The organism is Klebsiella michiganensis, assembly GCF_002925905.1.
Lineage (GTDB): Bacteria > Pseudomonadota > Gammaproteobacteria > Enterobacterales > Enterobacteriaceae > Klebsiella > Klebsiella michiganensis.
On the sequence record NZ_PRDB01000002.1, the window covers coordinates 634,426 to 654,221 of the forward strand.

Annotated in this window: 19 protein-coding genes and 1 other annotated feature; of the genes, 10 read left to right on the forward strand and 9 right to left on the reverse strand. The window is 51.7% G+C overall.

The genetic code is table 11. From position 1 onward, the window contains the following. Nucleotides 1-126: 126 nt before the first annotated feature. Nucleotides 127-1,017: a LysR family transcriptional regulator gene (locus tag CDA56_RS10140; protein ID WP_104011314.1), complete on the reverse strand. Its 891-nt coding sequence runs from the start codon at nt 1,015-1,017 to the stop codon at nt 127-129. Between the two features lie 38 nt (nt 1,018-1,055). Next, complete coding sequence (locus tag CDA56_RS10145) at nt 1,056-1,880, reverse strand: SDR family oxidoreductase (protein WP_004852412.1); 825 nt, start codon at nt 1,878-1,880, stop codon at nt 1,056-1,058. A 175-nt stretch (nt 1,881-2,055) separates the two neighbouring features. Here CDA56_RS10145 and hisL point away from each other — a divergent pair, with 175 nt between their 5' ends. The 9 genes from hisL (at nt 2,056) to hisIE (ending at nt 9,294) form a co-directional block, all read left to right on the forward strand. Continuing rightward, nucleotides 2,056-2,106 carry a his operon leader peptide gene (gene hisL, locus CDA56_RS10150; RefSeq protein WP_009654477.1) on the forward strand — a complete coding sequence of 17 codons (51 nt, stop codon included), beginning with the start codon at nt 2,056-2,058 and terminating at the stop codon, nt 2,104-2,106. Then, nucleotides 2,082-2,204, forward strand: a sequence feature (His leader region). Its footprint overlaps the gene before it by 25 nt. Nucleotides 2,205-2,250: 46 nt before the next feature. After that, nucleotides 2,251-3,150, forward strand: coding sequence for an ATP phosphoribosyltransferase (gene hisG, locus CDA56_RS10155; RefSeq protein ID WP_014230042.1), 900 nt, complete (start codon nt 2,251-2,253; stop codon nt 3,148-3,150). 39 nt (nt 3,151-3,189) lie between these two features. Beyond that, complete coding sequence (gene hisD / locus CDA56_RS10160) at nt 3,190-4,494, forward strand: histidinol dehydrogenase (RefSeq protein WP_032719822.1); 1,305 nt, start codon at nt 3,190-3,192, stop codon at nt 4,492-4,494. Further along, nucleotides 4,491-5,552, forward strand: a complete 1,062-nt coding sequence (gene hisC, locus CDA56_RS10165) for a histidinol-phosphate transaminase (protein ID WP_009654461.1) — start codon at nt 4,491-4,493, stop codon at nt 5,550-5,552. Before hisD ends, hisC begins: the two co-directional genes overlap by 4 nt. Further along, nucleotides 5,549-6,616 carry a bifunctional histidinol-phosphatase/imidazoleglycerol-phosphate dehydratase HisB gene (gene hisB, locus CDA56_RS10170; protein ID WP_025107741.1) on the forward strand — a complete coding sequence of 356 codons (1,068 nt, stop codon included), beginning with the start codon at nt 5,549-5,551 and terminating at the stop codon, nt 6,614-6,616. The genes hisC and hisB overlap by 4 nt, the downstream gene beginning before the upstream one ends. After that, the gene (gene hisH / locus CDA56_RS10175; RefSeq protein WP_046877512.1) at nt 6,616-7,206 is read left to right on the forward strand and encodes an imidazole glycerol phosphate synthase subunit HisH; all 591 of its coding nucleotides are present in this window, start codon (nt 6,616-6,618) and stop codon (nt 7,204-7,206) included. The genes hisB and hisH overlap by 1 nt, the downstream gene beginning before the upstream one ends. Beyond that, nucleotides 7,206-7,943: a 1-(5-phosphoribosyl)-5-[(5-phosphoribosylamino)methylideneamino]imidazole-4-carboxamide isomerase gene (hisA, locus tag CDA56_RS10180; protein WP_025107742.1), complete on the forward strand. Its 738-nt coding sequence runs from the start codon at nt 7,206-7,208 to the stop codon at nt 7,941-7,943. Before hisH ends, hisA begins: the two co-directional genes overlap by 1 nt. After that, a complete protein-coding gene (hisF, locus tag CDA56_RS10185; protein WP_004852424.1) occupies nt 7,925-8,701 on the forward strand; it encodes an imidazole glycerol phosphate synthase subunit HisF in 777 nt (258 codons plus the stop codon). The genes hisA and hisF overlap by 19 nt, the downstream gene beginning before the upstream one ends. Continuing rightward, nucleotides 8,695-9,294 carry a bifunctional phosphoribosyl-AMP cyclohydrolase/phosphoribosyl-ATP diphosphatase HisIE gene (gene hisIE, locus CDA56_RS10190; protein ID WP_004852427.1) on the forward strand — a complete coding sequence of 200 codons (600 nt, stop codon included), beginning with the start codon at nt 8,695-8,697 and terminating at the stop codon, nt 9,292-9,294. Before hisF ends, hisIE begins: the two co-directional genes overlap by 7 nt. 83 nt (nt 9,295-9,377) lie before the next feature. Here the strand turns inward: hisIE and CDA56_RS10195 are convergent, their stop codons facing one another. The 7 genes from CDA56_RS10195 to CDA56_RS10225 form a co-directional block, all read right to left on the reverse strand. Then, nucleotides 9,378-10,697, reverse strand: coding sequence for a glycosyltransferase (locus CDA56_RS10195; protein ID WP_104011315.1), 1,320 nt, complete (start codon nt 10,695-10,697; stop codon nt 9,378-9,380). A 131-nt stretch (nt 10,698-10,828) separates the two neighbouring features. After that, the gene (locus CDA56_RS10200; RefSeq protein WP_025107744.1) at nt 10,829-11,974 is read right to left on the reverse strand and encodes a glycosyltransferase family 4 protein; all 1,146 of its coding nucleotides are present in this window, start codon (nt 11,972-11,974) and stop codon (nt 10,829-10,831) included. Next, nucleotides 11,975-12,868: a glycosyltransferase gene (locus tag CDA56_RS10205; protein WP_032693856.1), complete on the reverse strand. Its 894-nt coding sequence runs from the start codon at nt 12,866-12,868 to the stop codon at nt 11,975-11,977. Then, the gene (glf, locus tag CDA56_RS10210) at nt 12,865-14,019 is read right to left on the reverse strand and encodes a UDP-galactopyranose mutase (RefSeq protein ID WP_004852435.1); all 1,155 of its coding nucleotides are present in this window, start codon (nt 14,017-14,019) and stop codon (nt 12,865-12,867) included. The genes CDA56_RS10205 and glf overlap by 4 nt, the downstream gene beginning before the upstream one ends. Before the next feature lie 18 nt (nt 14,020-14,037). After that, nucleotides 14,038-15,930 carry a DUF4422 domain-containing protein gene (locus CDA56_RS10215; protein ID WP_104011316.1) on the reverse strand — a complete coding sequence of 631 codons (1,893 nt, stop codon included), beginning with the start codon at nt 15,928-15,930 and terminating at the stop codon, nt 14,038-14,040. A gap of 13 nt (nt 15,931-15,943) precedes the next feature. Beyond that, complete coding sequence (locus CDA56_RS10220) at nt 15,944-16,684, reverse strand: ABC transporter ATP-binding protein (protein WP_104011317.1); 741 nt, start codon at nt 16,682-16,684, stop codon at nt 15,944-15,946. Continuing rightward, nucleotides 16,684-17,451: an ABC transporter permease gene (locus CDA56_RS10225; protein ID WP_004138730.1), complete on the reverse strand. Its 768-nt coding sequence runs from the start codon at nt 17,449-17,451 to the stop codon at nt 16,684-16,686. The genes CDA56_RS10220 and CDA56_RS10225 overlap by 1 nt, the downstream gene beginning before the upstream one ends. Nucleotides 17,452-18,756: 1,305 nt before the next feature. Between CDA56_RS10225 and CDA56_RS10230 the strand changes: the two genes are divergently transcribed. Next, nucleotides 18,757-19,764, forward strand: coding sequence for an NAD-dependent epimerase (locus CDA56_RS10230; protein WP_104011318.1), 1,008 nt, complete (start codon nt 18,757-18,759; stop codon nt 19,762-19,764). Nucleotides 19,765-19,796: the final 32 nt, after the last annotated feature.

Consider the following 19,796-nt stretch of genomic DNA (forward strand, 5'->3'; position numbering starts at 1 on the left):
CCGACACTTTAAAAAAGCGTCGGCCAGTTTCTGATTTTCAGGACGCGTATTTTGCAACAACTACTGGCACGATGACAAGATGTTACAAGGCTTAATAATCACGACGATTCTCTAACAGATTAATATTCATACGATTTTAGTATTATAGACCTGATGGATAGCACTATTTGCTAATATCTCCTTTCGCCACCACTCGCCCGCCTGGCCGCAAATATCTTCATTCCAGCCTATCCACGCGCGATTGACCGGTTCAGGCACCGTGGTTTTTAATATTTGTAGCTCGCCGCGGGCGATGAAAGGCTGTACCTGAAATAGCGGCAAATAGCCCCATCCCAGTCCGGCGCACAGCAGCGTCAGCCGGGCGGAAAGATCGAATACCGCCAGGCTATCCTGAGCGTCAATCTGCGGCCACGCGCCGTCGGCCACAATCGCCCGATGACGGCGCAACGTCCGCCAGCCCAGCGGGCCGGCAATCTGCGCAAGCGGATGCCGGGGCGCAACAACAAACGCCTGCGCCACTTCTCCCAGCAGAACAGAGCCGCAGCCGCTGAGCGCCGGCGGGTCGCCCAGCACGCCGAGCAGAAGATCCGCCCGCCCTTCCATCAGCATCTGCCAGTTTGCGCCCGGGGTATCGCGGCGGAATTCAAGGCGGGTGGCGTGATGCTGGTGATAAAACGCCGCGATCGCGGGAGCCAACAGCGGGAACGGAAAGGTGGCGTCGACGTTGAGTATCAGCGCATTTTCCCAGCCCTGCTGCAGCCTGACGGCCAGCTTTTCCAGTTCGCGGGCGGTGTGCAGCACCTCGCGCCCCTTTTCCAGCAGCATCTGCCCGGTACGGGTAAAGCGCGCCCGGTGGCCGCTGCGGTCAAGCAGTTGAATATTGAGATCGCTTTCCAGCTTATGAATGGTGTAGCTCAGCGCCGACGGCGTTTTATAGAGCTTCGCCGAGGCGGCGGCAAAACTGCCCTCTTTGTCGAGGGCATCAAGAATGACGAGCACATCCAGCAGTGGTTTCATCGCTACCCCCTTACGGTACGCGATTCACCGCTGGCGCATTACTCCATCGGCATGACCAGCGGGTCGGGGTACTGGTACTCAAACCCCAGTTCGTTGCAAATACGGCTGCCATCTACGATCTTACCGCTACCGTTCTCCGGGTTATCAGAGAATACGGGGACGGGAAGCCCAAGCTCGCGGGCCATCTGCGGATAAAAGACGCCGCGCGCGGGATGCTTAGGCGCACATATATTATAGATGCGCCCGCCTTTCGGAGCCTGCAGTAACAGTTCGATCGCGGCAATCACATCCTGAAGATGCACCAGATTGACGCCGTGCTGGCCGTCCGGCGCGGATTTTCCGGCAAAAAAGCGCCCCGGATGACGAGACGGCCCCACCAGCCCGGCGAGGCGCAGAATGTCCACCGAGGTACCGGGAAGGTTATGCAGCCAGTCCTCCAGCTCTTTCAGCACCCGCCCGCTGGCGGTTTGCGGGTTGCGGGGCGAGTTCTCTTTCAGCGTGCCGCTGGCGTTGCCGTAAACCGACGTTGAGCTGGTGAATATGATGCGCGGCACGTGATGCGCCAGCGCGGTATCGACGATCTCCTGTACCGCCTGAAGATAAAAGTCCTCTCCCGGTCCGGTTCGCCGCGCCGGTAAGGTAATGACCAGCGCGTCAACGTTCATTAAGGCATCCAGATCTTCGGTGTCGCAGACCAGCTGCGGCTCCAGACGCAGCGGATAGCCGTCGATGCCGCACATCCGCGCCGCCTCGACGCCATCCTGCGTGGTCTTACTGCCGGTCACCTGCCATCCCCGCGACATCAACGACAGCGCAAGCGGCATACCCAGCCATCCTAAACCTACAATTGCGACCTTTTTCATCCCCTTGCTCCTGAATTTTCGCTGTGCTGACTTAAGGCTACGCCAGCCGGCGGCAGCTGACAATTTCTTAGGTCAATATGAAATCAATTAATGATAGAAAAAAGCCCTTGCTTTATGCGAGTGAAGTGGTTTAGGTTAAAAGGCATCAAATGCATAGTCATTCACAGAGAATTTTATGAACAGCGTTCAATTTAAAAACCACCATCATCACCATCATCCTGACTAGTCTTTCAGGCGATGTGTGCTGGAAGACGTTTGGATCTTCCAGTGGTGCATGAACGCAAAGAGAGCCCCCGGAAGATTCACTTCCGGGGGCTTTTTTTTGGACCGAATTCGGACAGATTCAGACAGGTTACAGAGGAAAATAAGAATGTTAGACAACAGCCGTTTACGCATAGCTATTCAGAAATCAGGGCGTTTAAGCGAAGATTCACGCGAATTACTCAGCCGCTGCGGCATCAAAGTGAATCTGCACACCCAGCGCCTGATCGCGCTGGCGGAAAATATGCCCATCGATATTCTGCGCGTGCGTGATGACGATATTCCGGGCCTTATCATGGACGGCGTGGTCGATTTGGGGATTATCGGCGAAAACGTGCTGGAGGAAGAGCTGCTGAGCCGCCGCGCTCAGGGCGAAGACCCGCGCTACTTCACCCTGCGCCGTCTCGACTTCGGCGGCTGCCGCCTGTCGCTGGCGACCCCGGCGGATGAACCCTGGGACGGCCCGGCGGCGCTGGACGGCAAACGCATCGCCACCTCCTACCCGCACCTGCTGAAGCGCTACCTTGACCAGAAAGGGATCTCGTTCAAATCCTGCCTGCTGAACGGCTCGGTTGAAGTGGCTCCGCGCGCCGGTCTGGCCGACGCGATTTGCGACCTGGTATCAACCGGCGCGACTCTCGAAGCAAACGGCCTGCGCGAAGTGGAAGTGATGTTCCGCTCCAAAGCCTGCCTGATCCAGCGCGACGGCGAGATGGCCGATAGCAAACAGCAGCTGATCGACCGCCTGCTGACCCGTATTCAGGGGGTGATTCAGGCCCGCGAATCAAAATACATCATGATGCACGCGCCGACCGAGCGCCTGGAAGAAGTGGTCGCCCTGCTGCCCGGCGCCGAGCGCCCGACTATTCTGCCGCTGGCGGGTGACAAGCAGCGCGTGGCGATGCACATGGTGAGCAGCGAAACCCTGTTCTGGGAAACCATGGAAAAACTGAAAGCGCTGGGCGCCAGCTCCATTCTGGTCCTGCCGATTGAGAAGATGATGGAGTAAACCGGCGGGTCGGTCACGGGATAAACAGGGGAAACAACCATGAGCTTCAACACAATTATCGACTGGAACGGCTGTAGCGCAGAACAACAGCAACAGCTCTTAACGCGCCCGGCTATTTCCGCCTCCGAGAGCATCAGCAAGACGGTGTCGGAGATCCTGAATAACGTTAAAGACAACGGCGATGCGGCCCTGCGCGAATACGGCGCGAAGTTCGATAAAACCGACGTCAAGGCGCTGAAGGTCAGCGATGAAGAGATTGCCGCCGCCGGCGCGCGCCTGAGCGACGAGCTCAAGCAGGCGATGGCCGTGGCGGTCAAAAATATCGAAACCTTCCACAACGCGCAGCGGCTGCAGGCCGTCGATGTGGAAACCCTGCCGGGCGTACGCTGCCAGCAGGTGACCCGCCCTATCGCCTCCGTCGGCTTATATATTCCCGGCGGCTCGGCGCCGCTGTTCTCCACGGTGCTGATGCTCGCCACGCCGGCGCGCATCGCGGGCTGCCAGCAGGTGGTGCTATGCTCGCCGCCGCCGATTGCCGATGAAATCCTCTATGCCGCCCAGCTGTGCGGCGTGCGCAATATCTTTAACGTCGGCGGCGCGCAGGCGATTGCCGCCCTGGCGTTCGGCACCGAATCGGTAGCGAAGGTCGATAAAATCTTTGGCCCGGGCAACGCCTTCGTGACCGAAGCCAAGCGCCAGGTCAGCCAGCGTCTTGACGGCGCGGCTATCGATATGCCCGCCGGGCCGTCGGAAGTGCTGGTGATCGCCGACAGCGGCGCCACTCCGGATTTCGTCGCCTCTGACCTGCTTTCCCAGGCGGAGCACGGCCCGGATTCGCAGGTGATCCTGCTGACGCCGGATAGCGAGATGGCCACCCGCGTCGCGCAAGCCGTTGAGCGCCAGCTGGCCGCGCTGTCCCGTGCGGAAACGGCCCGCGGGGCGCTCTCCGCCAGCCGCATCATCGTGGCTCGCGATATCGCCCAGTGCGTGGAGATTTCCAACCAGTACGGTCCGGAGCACCTGATTATTCAGACCCGCAACGCCCGCGAACTGGTCGACGGCATTACCAGCGCCGGTTCGGTATTTCTCGGCGACTGGTCGCCGGAGTCCGCCGGCGATTACGCCTCCGGCACCAACCACGTGCTGCCGACCTACGGCTACACCGCCACCTGCTCCAGCCTCGGCCTGGCGGATTTTCAGAAACGCATGACCGTGCAGGAGCTGTCGCGCGACGGGTTTGCCGCCCTCGCCTCAACGATTGAGATTCTGGCCGCCGCCGAGCGTCTGGACGCCCACAAAAACGCCGTTACGCTGCGCGTCGCAGCCCTTAAGGAGCAAGCATGAGCATCGAAGATTTAGCCCGCGCCAACGTCCGCGCGCTGACGCCGTATCAATCTGCTCGCCGTCTGGGCGGTAAAGGCGACGTCTGGCTGAACGCCAACGAATTCCCGACCGCGGTCGCGTTTCAGTTGACCGAGCAGACGATGAACCGCTATCCGGAACCGCAGCCGAAAGCGGTCATTGAACGCTACGCGCAGTATGCGGGCGTCAAGCCGGAGCAGGTGCTGGTCAGCCGCGGCGCCGATGAAGGCATTGAACTGCTGATCCGCGCCTTCTGCGAGCCGGGCCAGGACGCGGTGCTCTACTGCCCGCCGACCTACGGCATGTACAGCGTCAGCGCCGAAACCATCGGCGTGACCTGCCGTACGGTGCCCACCCTCGCCGACTGGCAGCTGGATCTGCCGGGTATCGCGGCCAATCTTGACGGCGTGAAAGTGGTGTTCGTCTGCAGCCCGAATAACCCGACCGGGCAGATTATCAACCCGAAAGATTTTCGCACCCTGCTGGAGATGGCGCGCGGTAAAGCCATCGTGGTCGCGGATGAGGCCTATATTGAGTTCTGCCCGCAGGCCACGCTGGCGACCTGGCTCAACGAGTATCCGCACCTGGTGATTCTGCGTACCCTCTCCAAGGCCTTCGCCCTGGCCGGACTGCGCTGCGGCTTTACCCTCGCCAACGCCGAGGTGATTAACGTGCTGATGAAGGTTATCGCACCTTATCCGCTCTCGACGCCAGTCGCCGACATCGCCGCCCAGGCGCTCAGCGCGGAAGGCATTGCCGCCATGCGGGCGCGCGTGGCGCAGATCCTCGCCGAACGCGATTATCTGGTCAGCCAGCTGCGCAGCATTGCCTGCGTTGAAGAGGTGTTCGATTCCGAGAGCAACTACGTTCTGGCGCGGATCACCGCCTCCAGCGCGGTATTTAAATCTTTGTGGGATCAGGGCATTATCTTACGTGACCAGAATAAACAACCTTCATTAAGCGGCTGTTTGCGTATCACTATCGGTACCCGTGCAGAGAGCCAGCGCGTCATTGACGCTTTGACTGCGGAGAATGTATGACCCAGAAGTTTCTCTTTATTGACCGTGACGGTACGCTGATTTCCGAACCACCGGTTGATTTTCAGGTAGACCGCTTCGATAAGCTGGCGTTTGAGCCGCAGGTGATCCCGGCCCTGCTGAAGCTGCAGCAGGAAGGGTACAGGCTGGTGATGATCACCAATCAGGACGGGCTGGGAACCGCCAGCCTGCCGCAGGACGAGTTCGACGGCCCGCACAACCTGATGATGCAGATTTTCGCCTCGCAGGGCGTCAACTTTGACGAGGTGCTGATTTGTCCGCATCTCCCGGCGGATAACTGCGACTGCCGCAAGCCGAAAACCAAACTGGTGCTGCCGTGGCTGGAGCAAGGGGTGATGGACACCGCCAACAGCTACGTGATTGGCGACCGCGCGACCGATATCCAGCTGGCGGATAACATGGGCATTACCGGCCTGCGCTATGACCGCGAAAAGCTGGACTGGCCGACCATTTGCGAACAGCTAACCCGCCGCGACCGCTACGCCCACGTTGAGCGCATCACCAAAGAGACCCAGGTGGATGTGAAAGTGTGGCTGGACCGCGAAGGCGGCAGCAAAATCTCCACCGGCGTCGGCTTTTTCGATCATATGCTTGACCAAATCGCCACCCACGGCGGCTTCCGCCTGGAGATTAACGTCGGCGGCGATCTTTATATCGACGATCACCACACCGTGGAAGATACCGGGCTCGCGTTGGGCGAAGCGCTGAAGCTGGCCCTCGGCGACAAGCGCGGTATCGGCCGTTTCGGCTTTGTGCTGCCGATGGACGAATGCCTGGCCCGCTGCGCGCTGGATATCTCCGGCCGTCCGCACCTCGAATACAAAGCCGACTTTACCTATCAGCGCGTTGGCGATCTGAGCACCGAGATGGTGGAACACTTCTTCCGCTCGCTCTCCTATACCATGGCGGTCACTCTGCACCTGAAAACCAAGGGCAAAAACGACCACCACCGCGTAGAGAGCCTGTTTAAGGCCTTCGGCCGCACGCTACGCCAGGCGATTCGCGTCCAGGGCGACACGCTGCCGTCTTCGAAAGGGGTACTCTGATGAACGTGGTGATCCTCGATACCGGCTGCGCCAACCTCAATTCGGTGAAATCCGCGGTGAGCCGCCACGGCTACGAGCCGCAGGTCAGCCGCGACCCGGATGTGGTGCTGCGCGCCGATAAACTGTTTCTGCCGGGAGTGGGCACGGCTCAGGCGGCGATGGACCAGCTGCGCGAGCGCGATTTGATCGAGCTGATTAAAGCCTGTACCCAGCCGGTGCTGGGCATTTGCCTCGGCATGCAGCTGCTGGGAAAACGCAGCGAGGAGAATAACGGCGTTGACCTGCTGGGCATTATCGACCAGGAGGTGCCGAAAATGACCGACCACGGCCTGCCGCTGCCGCATATGGGCTGGAACCGGGTATACGCCAAAGCGGGCGATCGTCTGTTTCGCGGCATTGAAGACGGGGCGTATTTTTACTTCGTCCACAGCTACGCGATGCCGGTCAACGTCAATACCATCGCCCAGTGCAGCTACGGCGAGGCCTTCACCGCGGCGGTGCAGAAAGATAACTTCTTTGGCGTCCAGTTCCACCCTGAACGCTCCGGCAGCGCCGGGGCGCAGCTGCTGAAAAACTTCCTGGAGATGTGATGATTATTCCTGCTTTAGATTTAATTGACGGCACGGTCGTCCGTCTCCATCAGGGCGATTACGCTCAGCAGCGCGACTACGGTAACGACCCGCTGCCGCGCCTGCAATCCTATGCCGCCCAGGGGGCCGAAGTGCTGCACCTGGTCGACCTGACCGGGGCGAAAGATCCGGCGAAGCGCCAGATCCCGCTGCTGAAAACCCTGGTTGCCGGCGTGAACGTGCCGGTGCAGGTTGGCGGCGGCGTGCGGACGGAAGAAGACGTGGCCGCCCTGCTTGATGCAGGCGTGGCGCGCGTGGTGGTGGGTTCGACGGCGGTGAAGTCGCCGGAAGTGGTGAAAGGCTGGTTTACGCGTTTTGGCCCGCAGCATCTGGTGCTGGCGCTTGACGTGCGGATTGACGCGGAAGGCAGCAAGCAGGTGGCGGTCAGCGGCTGGCAGGAGAACTCCGGCGTAACCCTGGAGGAGCTGGTGGAGAGCTATCAGTCCGTCGGCCTGCAGCACGTGCTGTGTACCGATATTTCCCGCGACGGGACGCTGGCCGGGTCTAACGTCTCGCTGTATGAAGAAGTCTGCGCCCGCTATCCGCAGGTCGCGTTTCAGTCTTCCGGCGGCATTGGCGATCTGCATGATATCGCCGCGCTGCGCGGAACCGGAGTGCGCGGGGTGATTGTCGGCCGGGCGCTGCTGGAAGGTAAATTTAACGTAACGGAGGCCATTCAATGCTGGCAAAACGGATAATCCCCTGTCTCGACGTTCGCGACGGCCAGGTAGTGAAAGGCGTGCAGTTCCGTAATCACGAAATCATCGGTGATATCGTCCCGCTGGCAAAACGCTATGCCGACGAAGGCGCGGATGAGCTGGTGTTCTACGATATCACCGCCTCCAGCGACGGCCGCGTGGTGGACAAAAGCTGGGTGTCGCGGGTCGCGGAAGTGATCGATATTCCGTTCTGCGTTGCCGGCGGCATTAAGTCGCTGGACGATGCGGCGCAAATCCTCTCCTTCGGCGCGGATAAAATCTCCATCAACTCCCCTGCCCTGGCGGATCCGACGCTGATTACCCGCCTGGCCGATCGGTTCGGCGTGCAGTGTATTGTGGTAGGCATTGATACCTGGTTTGACGCCGCGAGCGGCAAGTATCACGTCAACCAGTATACCGGCGATGAAAGCCGGACGCGGGTGACGCAGTGGGAAACCCTGGACTGGGTGCAGGAAGTGCAAAAGCGCGGGGCCGGCGAGATCGTCCTCAATATGATGAACCAGGACGGCGTGCGTAACGGCTACGATCTGGCGCAGTTAAGCAAGGTGCGCGCCGTATGCCGCGTGCCGCTGATTGCATCCGGCGGCGCGGGCACCATGGAGCACTTCCTGGAAGCCTTCCGCGACGCCAACGTCGACGGCGCGCTGGCCGCCTCGGTGTTCCACAAGCAAATTATCAACATTGGTGAACTGAAAACGTACCTGGCAGCACAGGGCGTGGAGATTAGGGTATGTTAAGTGAACAGCTGGATTGGCAAAAAACCGACGGTCTGATGCCGGTCATCGTGCAGCACGCCGTTTCTGGTGAAGTGCTGATGCTGGGCTATATGAATCAGGAGGCGCTGGCGAAAACCGAAGAAACCGGCAAAGTGACCTTTTATTCACGGACCAAACAGCGTCTGTGGACCAAGGGGGAAACCTCGGGCAATTTCCTCAATGTGGTGAGCATCACCCCGGATTGCGATAACGATACCCTGCTGGCGCTGGTTAATCCGATTGGCCCAACCTGCCATAAAGGCACCTCAAGCTGCTTTGGCGAAACCGGCCATCAGTGGCTGTTCTTATATCAGCTGGAGCAGCTGCTGGCGGAACGCAAACACGCCGACCCGGAGAGCTCCTATACCGCGAAGCTGTACGCCAGCGGCACCAAACGTATTGCGCAGAAGGTGGGAGAGGAAGGCGTGGAAACCGCGCTGGCCGCAACGGTGCATGACCAGTTCGAGCTGAAGAATGAAGCGTCGGATTTGATGTATCACCTGCTGGTGCTGCTGCAGGATCAGGGGCTGAATTTGACGGATGTGGTGGAAAACCTTCGGAGCAGGCATAAGTAAGTCATCAAAGGGAGGCGGCACAACGCCTCCCTTGCAATATCAACATCGCCAGCGCGCTGTTTGATATCACCTGTTTATCGTTGTCATGACTTTTTTCGTGCAGTTATTTCTTTAACTAGCCTCAATGGTTTCGTCATTTTCCACGATAAAGATGAAACCAAATCTGTATAGCGCTGGGTCAGTTCATGGTACGCATTTTCGATGCTGAGCAATCTCTGTTGTTGAGTTTGATACTCGTCCTCTAAACGCGTATTGCGCTGTTCAAGCTCGTGGATAATGGTGGTTTTATCGCTAACCTGCGCCTTCAGCACATCAATTTCACTTCGCTGAGATACCGTCGACTGTTTAAGAGAAGTCATTTCTTCCTGCAGCGTTGAGTTCATCATTTGTGCATGTTCAAGCTCGCGTAACGCTCTGTCTTTCAGAGAAAAAATATACTCTTCCGCTGACTGATTAACGATCCGGCCGTACGCAGCTTTGATAAAGTCATCATAAAAATCATCACGATCGATTTCTAAAGATAAGATGAACGACTTTACTTGGTTAAACAACGGGTTAAACGTACTGCCAGAAATCGTATTGAGATGCCACTCAAGAAAAACAACGGCGTAATTATTAAAATCACGACTTCTGGACGCCAGTAAATCACGATCTTGCATAAACAAACGTAGCGAAGTTAATGCCTCCAGCGCGCAGTGCCACGAATCTTCTCTGGTGGAGGAAAGCGACTCAGCGCGGTGGATAGTATGAGAGATTAAGATCTCATCAACCAGAGAGATGCGATTTGCTAACAGCATGAAACAACTCACAAAGTACAGGTCGTTTGTGGTTCTCAGCGGTTGAAACTCCAGGCCCATTGCCAGGATAGCTTCGCGTCTGAAGAGCTTATCCCATGGCCACCATATAAAGGCTCTGAAAAAATCGTCAGCAATTTCCCGTGAAGAGAAGACCTCTTTTTCAGGCAGTAAATCCTCACGCGCCGACAAAGGCATGAGAGAACGGGTATTGGTTTGCAAATCGACTGACTGGCACCGGCAGATAACAACATCCGTTTGCAGGGCCGTAGCCCGGTCGGACATTCTCTTTAACATCTCTTTATCGGCGTAATCGTCATCGTCGAGGAAAATGATATATTCGCCGGTCGCTACTCGTAAGCCGATATTTCGCGATTCGCCGCCACCGACGTTGCTCGGATTGGTGATAACCCGGACTCGCGAATCTTCACTGGCTATTTTAGTGACAATATCCAGCGTATTATCCGTTGAGCTATCGTTAACAAGGATAATCTCAATCTCTTTTAAAGACTGGGCTAACACCGTAGTAAGCGTCTCAGCAATATATTCCGCGGCGTTATGGACAGGGATAATAACGGATACAATAACGTTACTTGATTCATCAGACATTCAATCACCTTCAAAATAAGAGGCACGCAATCATTAAACTCATCATGCGTTTGCTGAGCAGTTACATAGCTTAAAATGCAACCGCTTCGGAGGTGTTTGATTTACATGAAGCTGTAATCTCTTGCGTTACATCATCCCTGAACCACATCATGATAAGTCTTTAAGGTCTTGCTAATGATCATACCGCTAGAAAACTTATCCTGAACGCGTTGCCGTCCTTTGATACCCATCTCTACTCGTGCTTTGGGATTGGCTAACAAGAATTCAAGCTTATCGGCCAGCTCCTGCGGAGAGTTACTTTTCACGATAATGCCGTTATCGTTATTAATGATCAGGCTATCGCAGCCGCCAACATCGTAGGCAATGCAGGCCCGGCCAACCGAGGAAGCCTCAAGCAGAATACGCGGCACGCCTTCGGAATAGATCGAAGGTAATGCCACAATGTTCGACTCCTCGATCAAGTCGCAGACGTTAGAGCTGTGCCCCAACCAGTTAATCAGACCTTCTTTATGCCATTGCTGGATCACCGCAAGGGATATAGCATCCTTATCGTTTTCAACGAGTATCCCGGCAACGTTTAGCGTAAAATGAATATTTCTTGCTTCGAGGATTTTCTTGGCTTCAATTAAATCCCCGAGCCCTTTACTCCAGAGCATTCTGCTGGCAAACAGCACAACCGGAACGTCACGCTCCTGCTCCAGAGAATATTTATAGATCTCCGGATTGATACCCGCGCCATCGATGACAATAGTCTGTTGATAGTCAATCCCGACAAAACCCGCCAGTTTTTTACGATCTTTATCGTGCTCAAACATAAATATACTGCGCTTATTACTGGCAATATATTTGTAGGCCATGATGGTGATATTGCGCAATAGCTTAAGCAAACCCGTATCACCTGAAAATACACGACCCAGACCGACAAAACTCACGATGACGGGACGGTTGTTTGTCCTGGACAGGAGCCCACCGATCAGACAGGGTTTAATAGTGATACAGTGTAAAAGGTCGGGATTAATTTCTTTAATGAGCTTTCGGGAGGCAAAAAAGGCCCGAAAGAAAGTTAATGCATTAAATGATTGAGCATCAAGTGGGACATTATGACACTTAAAACCGAATGTTTTAAATTTATTCAGCACTTTACCGTCGACAAAATGACTGATGATGTGAATCTCATAACCAGCATCTCGGGCGGCGATCGCACGATCAATCCAGTGCAAATCAAAATACCAATCCGAGTTTATGAAATAACACAGTTTTTTCATTGCTATATCCACTTAATGATTCTTACCGCTGATTCCTTTTACACCATGGATAATTCCACGACGCAAGTATTTAAAATATAACAATTTATTGCGTTGCCATGGCAATATTGATACATATTTAATCAACCGTAAAAGGATTGAGAGACGGCTAAAAATGGCAACTCGCGGAAAAATTCTCTTCGCCAAAATAAGATTTCGACAAAGATAATAAACCTTCCATTCGGGAACAATACATTTCCCCTGGATACTCACATCGTGGGTAAAGATGACCTCGGGAGAATAGCGAATAGCTTCGCCATCTAATGTCAGCTGATAGCCAAAATAGAGATCGTCAAAATATAAAAATAACTCGTCGTGAATACTGTGGAGATGCTTTTGCAGCACATCTCGCTGAATAATCATACCGACAAAGGAAACCGTCTGTACCGCACACGCCCGGGAAACCGACGGAAGAAACTCCGCAGGATTTCTGATGTAGCGTAATGTGTCCATAAACGATGACGGAACTTTGGCAAAAGGCATGTTCATCGGACAGGGTTGCCCCTGAAGATCCTTGACCAAAGCGGTGAACACCCGACAGTTAGCCTTTTCTAGCTGGGCAAATTTTTCCAGCGCATCGCTCTCGGGCCAGGCGTCATCATCGTAAAAGAAAACCCAGTCGCTATCGACGTTGTCGCATAAATATTGACTCCCGGCCTTAAAGCCACCCGCGCCACCGCTGTTGGATGGCAGATTAAGAACAATCACTCGCGGGTCGCTAAGGGTGGCTAACCAGGCCTGGGTTCCATCCGTGGACCCGTTATTGACAACAACGATCGCTGTAAAATTTAATTTCACCGTGTTGGCAATAGTCAGCTTTAACTTCTCTAAACGATTATACGTGACTATTAATGCGGAGCAATTCATCGCACAGAAACCGTAAATACTGGCATAGACTCATTACTGCTAAGGGAGGACAAGTACTTATCGGCTGTATTTAATGCTTCTGCGATAGTGACATCCATATCCAGATATCGATAGGTTCCAAGGCGGCCAACAAACGTCATATTCTTTTCATTTTCCGCGAGGGACAAATATTTATCGAGTAAAGCCATCTCTCCCATCTGACGAATCGGATAATAAGGGATATCCTTTTCGCCACATTCGCGGCTGTATTCCTTGTAACAGACCGATCCCTCATGGGATTCCCAGGGCGAAAAGTACTTATGTTCAGTGATACGGGTATAAGGAACATCCAGCGAGCAGTAATTCATTACCGCGCAGCCCTGATAATCGCCCTGCCAGGTGAATTTTTCAAAATCCAGAGTACGATAGCCCAGGCGACCATATTGATAGGAATAAAAAGCATCCAGCGGCCCGCTATAGAACACGTGATCGTACTGTTCTCTCTCTTCAGCGTTAAACGATTGCTGAAGTTCGATGGTAATATTTTCATGATTGGCGATTGACTCAATCATTTTCGTATAACCCAGTTTCGGCATGCCCTGAAATCTGTGGTTAAAGTAATTATCATCGTAGTTAAAACGAACCGGCAGACGCTTAAGAATCGACGCGGGAAGCTGCGAAGGCTCCATCCCCCACTGCTTGATGGTATAGCCCTTGAAGAACGCCTCATAGAGCTCTTTGCCGATAAAACGCAGAGCCTGTTCTTCAAAGGTCTTCGGTTCCAGGATCGAACTGTCCCCTTTTTCGGCAATAAGCGCCCGGGCCTCATCTGGCGAACAGGTCTTCGCAAAAAACTGGTTGATGGTATGCAGGTTGATCGGCAGAGAGAACACCTGGCCATTCACGGTTGCTTTGACACGGTTCACATACGGCATCATCTCAGCGTGCTGAGTCACATAGTTCCACACAGTTTCATTATCGGTGTGAAAGATATGCGGGCCATAAACGTGAACCATAACGTCAGTTTGCGGATCGCGCGCATCATAGGAGTTACCGCCTATGTGGTCACGCTGGTCAATAATTCTGATGTGATGACCTTGTTCAGCGAGCTGGCGTGCGATAACCACGCCGGAAAAACCCGCTCCGACGATAAGAATATTTTTACTGTTCATAATATAACTCCAGCAGCCTTAACCAAGAATTGAGCGTCTAACTTTATAGTAGTATTTTGTTATCGTGTTTCGCCTCGGTGAACCGACAGGAGCATATTTATTAAGGAAAGGCATCAACGCTTTTTTGATCTTAGTCTGAAGCAGAACTGGCGTTTGCCCTGCAGTTTGCGCAGGACTTGATGAATTTACCGGAGATAACTGACGGAAATAGGTCTCTTTTTCCCATGGCGTATTGATGACGTTTTCCAGGAAATCGTCATAAAAGTCAACCTTGTCCGTATTCCACGGTTTATTCTCTCCGGCATAGTGAATCATATTCGGGTTCATTCTGGCTTTTAAAAAGCGCATATAGGTTGCGAACTGGAGATTGGGGAAAAAGTCATCCGTATTGCCATTACCGTGATAGACATTCCACTCCAGCGGTAAAAACTCAACCCGGCCATAGAAGACTTTGTTCATGATGTCCTGGTCGAGGAACCAGTATTTCTTCTCTTTGAGCGTCTTAATCAGCGCGGAGAAGGTATCTTCCTGCACCATCTGGGCAACGTTAAAAACGATAATTCCCGCCTGGAAATACTCATCTGGATTGGTCATTTTAAGCGTTTTTTGCAGATACTCGCCGGCGGGCATCACACCATCTGCCGACTCCGACATCGCACCAAACTTGACGAAGCCTTCCATCACGATATCTTTAACGGCGGCAACAAGGTTTGTGCCGAGGTCGACATTGAGCAAAGTCGCAAGATCGGCCTTCACCACAGTATCGGAATCGATAAAAATGACCTTCTCATATTCACGGAAAAGCTGCGGAATAAACAAGCGAGCATAGGTTGATGCGCTAAAGTGCGCGCGGGTATGTACGCCATTCAATTCAGTAAAGGCATTCACATCAAAAAATCGAAGTGAAAAGTTTGTATGGGCCGAGACCAGTTTTATTAAGCGCTGCTTGTTAAGGTTACTCACCTTATTTTCCAGCACAACAATATCGTAATGGGTGTTTTTATCAGAATGGCGAACAATGGAGTTGATTAAGGCTCCACCGCTGATGGCATAGTTGTCATCAAAACTGATGACTATCGGCGCAGCGTGAGGAAAAACCGGTTCCAGCTTGCCGTTGAATGTCTCATTCGTCACGAAAGTGCGCTGAAGTTCTTTAACTTTCAGGGCCCGGTCTTGCTGCTGCTTAATAATATAAATGTTAAAAAGACGCTCAGCAATATGTCCAATAACACGCTTTTCTTGCGCGTTATAATTATTCATAGAGATGCGGCTTTCAAGATTAGTCAAAATCACGAAGAGCCATTCTGAATAATCTACGAACATATCTTTGTGCATCACAAACATGTTCGTATAATAGCCATCTGTGGCATTGTTAAACTGCTGAATAGCCGCTTTATAATCCGGATAAAGTTCTTCGACAACCTCCAGGGCAGCCAGATAGTCCTTTATATGTAAAAACTCACCTTTCTCATAATGATCGAGGTTATTTTTACTGCCGGCAGAGGTTACAGACCACTTCTTTGGTAACAGCAGGTCAAACCCTGAAATACAACCCTGGATTGCCGTGTCGGTTAAACCAAACTGCTTTTCGTACTCTGCATCAATAACGGGTGAATTAACGACGCCCCAATTATCTTCCGGAAAGCTCTGCTCTGAGGAAAAGTTCAGATGTCGGCGATAATGCATAAAGCCGACATAATCAGAAAGAGATTCATTTTTCCAAACCCAATAATGTGCTGTCAACTCACAGTAAAAAGGGTTTTTAAACGAAATATTATCACCTGTATCATCGCCAATACAGCCGATATCATTATAGGAGTTGGCTTTACCTACATGCAATGGTTTGATAATCGATGCATTAAGGAATGCGCTCGGCTTATGATGACAGGTATAGATCTTAATACTATTCATTTAATTACCAGATTTAGGCCATTGCTTGTTTATAAAGTTCGATGATTCTTTCAGCAGAACCGATTTCCCGCAGACGATGATTTTCGATCCAGACAACCCGATCGCATATCTTTTCCACATCACTCATGTTGTGGCTAACAAACAATATTGTCACGCCACGATTTTTGAACTCTTTAATCGTCTTGATACATTTGGCCTGAAAAGAAATATCGCCGACGGCAAGCACTTCATCGATAATCAAAATATCAGGCTCAACTTGACTGATAACAGAAAAACCAAGCTTCGCTAGCATACCGCTAGAATAGACGCGGATCGGCTCATCGATAAATTCCCCTAATTCCGAAAATTCAATGATGCGCTCCATTCGCTGCTGCACCTCTTTACGGCGTAACCCAAGAAGTGTGGCATTAAGAAAAATGTTCTCGCGCCCCGTCAATTCTGGATGAAAGCCGCCGCCCAGCTCAAGCATTGAAGCGACTCGCCCACGCGTGGTGACCGATCCTTTTGTGGGTTTTATCACGCCGGCAACCAGCCCCAAAGATGTGCTTTTACCTGCGCCATTTCGCCCGATGAGCGCAACGGCCTCTCCTTTACCGACCGTAAAAGAAACATCCTGAATAGCAAGATATTTGCGGCCCTTCAGTAATTGAAATGCTCTTTTGGGATAAAATATTAAATCTTTAATACCTGAGCCAATATGATGGTAAAGTGGATACTCTTTTGTCACATTATTAAAATCAATTACTGGTTCCATCACAAGATCTCTGCAAAGCGATATTTTAATTTATTAAAAATACTCAAACCGATAACCGTCAGCACTATACCCGTCAAATATAATACTGAAATATGCTCATAGTTTAAAACCCCATCCATAAATAAGTTGCGCCAGCTTAAAATCATACTCGCCAGAGGGTTATAGTCAATAACCCAGCTATATTTTGCCGGAATCATATCGGATGCGTATAAAATGGGCGTACAGTAGAACATCAACATAATACCGAGAGTCACAAATCTTTCCAGATCTCTAAAAAATAGATTCAACGTTGAAAAGATTATGGATATGCCAAAGGTGAATATCACCTGCCCGATAGCAATGAGCGGTATTCCCCACAGCCACGAAAGCGAAGGACGCATACCGTAGACAAAAAGAAAAGCGACGATGACAGGAATGGTACACAAGAAGTGTAACCCTTCCATCATGACATTACTGAGCGGGATAACTGAGCGCGGAAATACAGTTTTTTTAATAATTTGCGCATTAGCAATAAATGAAAAAAGTGAATTTGTTGCTGAGCTTGCAAACCACTGCCAGGGAAACAGCCCCGTTATTAGAAAAAGGGTATAATTAGGTATCTGAACACGCATGATCAGTTTAAAAATAAAATAGTAGATCATCGCAAAAAGCAAAGGATTGGCAATTGACCATAAATAACCAAACACGCTACTTTTATACCGTACCTTTAGATCTTTATTAGTGATAACAACAAGCAGGTCAAATAAATACCCTAGATTATACTTCATTTTTATACTCATAAATTATTCTACGAAATTTTAAGCATTTTGTTATGCACTTTAGATTTCGCGCTGTAGCTGACTAAACCCCCGTCAGCTGCGATAGCTCTAACGCCCGAACTTATAGATTGCCGGTAGATACCGTGACTTGTGCATCCGAGCTGAAAACCTAAGCACATAGATTAAAGCAAGATTTTCCCGAGTTTTGTCTCCGCTTTAATGCACTGGCAGCAGCCGACCATTGTAGATCTTGCATACCGAACTGGGACAAGTGAGATGCTGACCTGGAGATGACCAGTTAATGTGCTGTTTCATGGCAAACAGTAAAAACTGCTATTTTTCAGTCAGATACCCCCTCCCCTTAATGTTATGAGATAGCTTTAAATCACGCTACCGCCCTTGGCTGTCGCAACCAAACTGCGTAATGATTCATCTATCTTGTCTGTCAGAACCTCCAGCGCCAGTTATCACAACCACAGCGCACTGGCTCAACGCCGTCCTGAGGTTAAACAGCGGCTGTCGAAAAAGTGGCCGCCCGTGACACCGGGTGTTGCTCGCTTGAAAACGATAAAGATTCAAGCAGGGGCACACTCTCGCTGTTTGCTTTCGCCTCATCCATCAGGAATTTCTCAATTCGCTCATCCGACAAGCCTGTTTTTCATGCGTCACAGGGCTCTGTCTCCGTTATCTGCCCATTCATCTTCTGATGAATCAGCGCAAACTGTGCTCCAATATTGATTGAAATGACGCCAACAATCAGTTTAGTGTCATATTTAATGCTGCGCACAGGATAGCTGATTAAGCTGACAACACAATGGTCATGCAAATGAGCAGCAGCATTATAGCGCTGGTCTATAGGAATAAAAATGAAAATACGTTGCCAATCAATTCATATTGCAAATGATTCAGGAGGTAAACATAATTTAAACAAAATTTAGAAAAGAAAACAACCCTCTGATTTAAAAAGAAAAATCTTAAAAACCCGCCTTCAATGTGAAATAATTGTAAACTCAAACATAAAATCAATTTTAATCTGCGTTATTTCTCCGGGGCATAAACCATCCGGGCAGAACAGGGAATCCTGAGTACGCGATCAAACCATACGCAATCATTATCTTGCTAATCATAAAGCACAGATAATGAATTTCATTCAAACTACAGAACGCCAGTACAAACCCATTGATATCCGGACGCCAGCGCTTCCCCAACGAACATATGAACATAATCAGCAACGGTAAAGCAGGTGATCCACGCGGCAAGCCAGTGTAAAATCAACGAATAGATAGCGGGACACAGTCACCCCAGAGGATGAATATGAAATTTTTAGTAACTGGAGCCGCAGGATTCATCGGCTTTCATACCTGCAAGCGCCTTCTGGAGGCGGGTCATGAGGTTGTCGGCCTCGACAACATGAACGACTATTATGACGTCAATCTTAAGCAGGCCCGTCTGGATTTACTGCAATCTCCCCTGTTCAGTTTTCACAAAATCGATCTCGCGGATCGTGAAGGCATCGCCCAACTTTTTGCTCACGAGAAGTTTAACCGGGTGATCCATCTTGCCGCCCAGGCTGGCGTTCGCTACTCCCTGGAAAATCCGTTCGCTTATGCCGATGCGAACCTGATCGGCTACCTGAACATTCTGGAAGGCTGCCGTCATAATAACGTTGAGCACCTGATCTATGCCTCATCCAGTTCGGTTTATGGTTTAAACCGCAAGATGCCATTCTCGACCGACGATTCGGTTGACCATCCGATTTCTCTGTATGCCGCGACGAAGAAAGCCAATGAACTGATGGCGCATACCTATTCCCACCTTTACGGTATTCCGACTACCGGGTTGCGCTTCTTTACCGTCTATGGCCCATGGGGCCGACCGGATATGGCGTTGTTTAAGTTCACCAAAGCCATGCTGGAAGGGAAAAGTATCGACGTCTACAACTACGGGAAGATGAAGCGCGACTTCACCTATATTGACGATATCGCCGAAGCGATTATTCGTGTTCAGGATAAGATACCGCAAGCGGATCCGACATGGACAGTTGAAGCCGGGTCGTCGGCAACCAGCTCCGCGCCCTATCGGGTATATAATATTGGTAATAGTTCTCCCGTTGAATTAATGGACTATATCACTGCTCTGGAAGAGGCGCTGGGACTTGAAGCGAAAAAGAACATGCTGCCAATGCAGCCTGGCGACGTACTGGAAACCAGCGCTGATACCCAACCGCTGTACGATCTTGTCGGGTTTAAACCGCGAACGTCCGTTAAGCAGGGGGTGAAGAACTTTGTGGAGTGGTATAAAGCATATTACCGGGTAGCATAACAGGCCGTTAACAAGCGGTCTCCGCCTGGTAG

Excerpts from the sequence above, each read along its gene's own strand:
- CDA56_RS10140 (WP_104011314.1), bottom strand. The coding sequence starts at position 1,017 with ATGAAACCACTGCTGGATGTGCTCGTCATTCTTGATGCCCTCGACAAA.
- CDA56_RS10220 (WP_104011317.1), bottom strand. The coding sequence starts at position 16,684 with ATGGAACCAGTAATTGATTTTAATAATGTGACAAAAGAGTATCCACTT.
- CDA56_RS10215 (WP_104011316.1), bottom strand. The coding sequence starts at position 15,930 with ATGAATAGTATTAAGATCTATACCTGTCATCATAAGCCGAGCGCATTC.
- hisIE (WP_004852427.1), top strand. The coding sequence starts at position 8,695 with ATGTTAAGTGAACAGCTGGATTGGCAAAAAACCGACGGTCTGATGCCG.
- hisH (WP_046877512.1), top strand. The coding sequence starts at position 6,616 with ATGAACGTGGTGATCCTCGATACCGGCTGCGCCAACCTCAATTCGGTG.
- hisD (WP_032719822.1), top strand. The coding sequence starts at position 3,190 with ATGAGCTTCAACACAATTATCGACTGGAACGGCTGTAGCGCAGAACAA.
- hisG (WP_014230042.1), top strand. The coding sequence starts at position 2,251 with ATGTTAGACAACAGCCGTTTACGCATAGCTATTCAGAAATCAGGGCGT.
- hisA (WP_025107742.1), top strand. The coding sequence starts at position 7,206 with ATGATTATTCCTGCTTTAGATTTAATTGACGGCACGGTCGTCCGTCTC.
- glf (WP_004852435.1), bottom strand. The coding sequence starts at position 14,019 with ATGAACAGTAAAAATATTCTTATCGTCGGAGCGGGTTTTTCCGGCGTG.
- CDA56_RS10225 (WP_004138730.1), bottom strand. The coding sequence starts at position 17,451 with ATGAAGTATAATCTAGGGTATTTATTTGACCTGCTTGTTGTTATCACT.
- hisB (WP_025107741.1), top strand. The coding sequence starts at position 5,549 with ATGACCCAGAAGTTTCTCTTTATTGACCGTGACGGTACGCTGATTTCC.
- hisF (WP_004852424.1), top strand. The coding sequence starts at position 7,925 with ATGCTGGCAAAACGGATAATCCCCTGTCTCGACGTTCGCGACGGCCAG.
- CDA56_RS10195 (WP_104011315.1), bottom strand. The coding sequence starts at position 10,697 with ATGTCTGATGAATCAAGTAACGTTATTGTATCCGTTATTATCCCTGTC.
- CDA56_RS10230 (WP_104011318.1), top strand. The coding sequence starts at position 18,757 with ATGAAATTTTTAGTAACTGGAGCCGCAGGATTCATCGGCTTTCATACC.
- CDA56_RS10145 (WP_004852412.1), bottom strand. The coding sequence starts at position 1,880 with ATGAAAAAGGTCGCAATTGTAGGTTTAGGATGGCTGGGTATGCCGCTT.
- CDA56_RS10205 (WP_032693856.1), bottom strand. The coding sequence starts at position 12,868 with ATGAATTGCTCCGCATTAATAGTCACGTATAATCGTTTAGAGAAGTTA.
- hisC (WP_009654461.1), top strand. The coding sequence starts at position 4,491 with ATGAGCATCGAAGATTTAGCCCGCGCCAACGTCCGCGCGCTGACGCCG.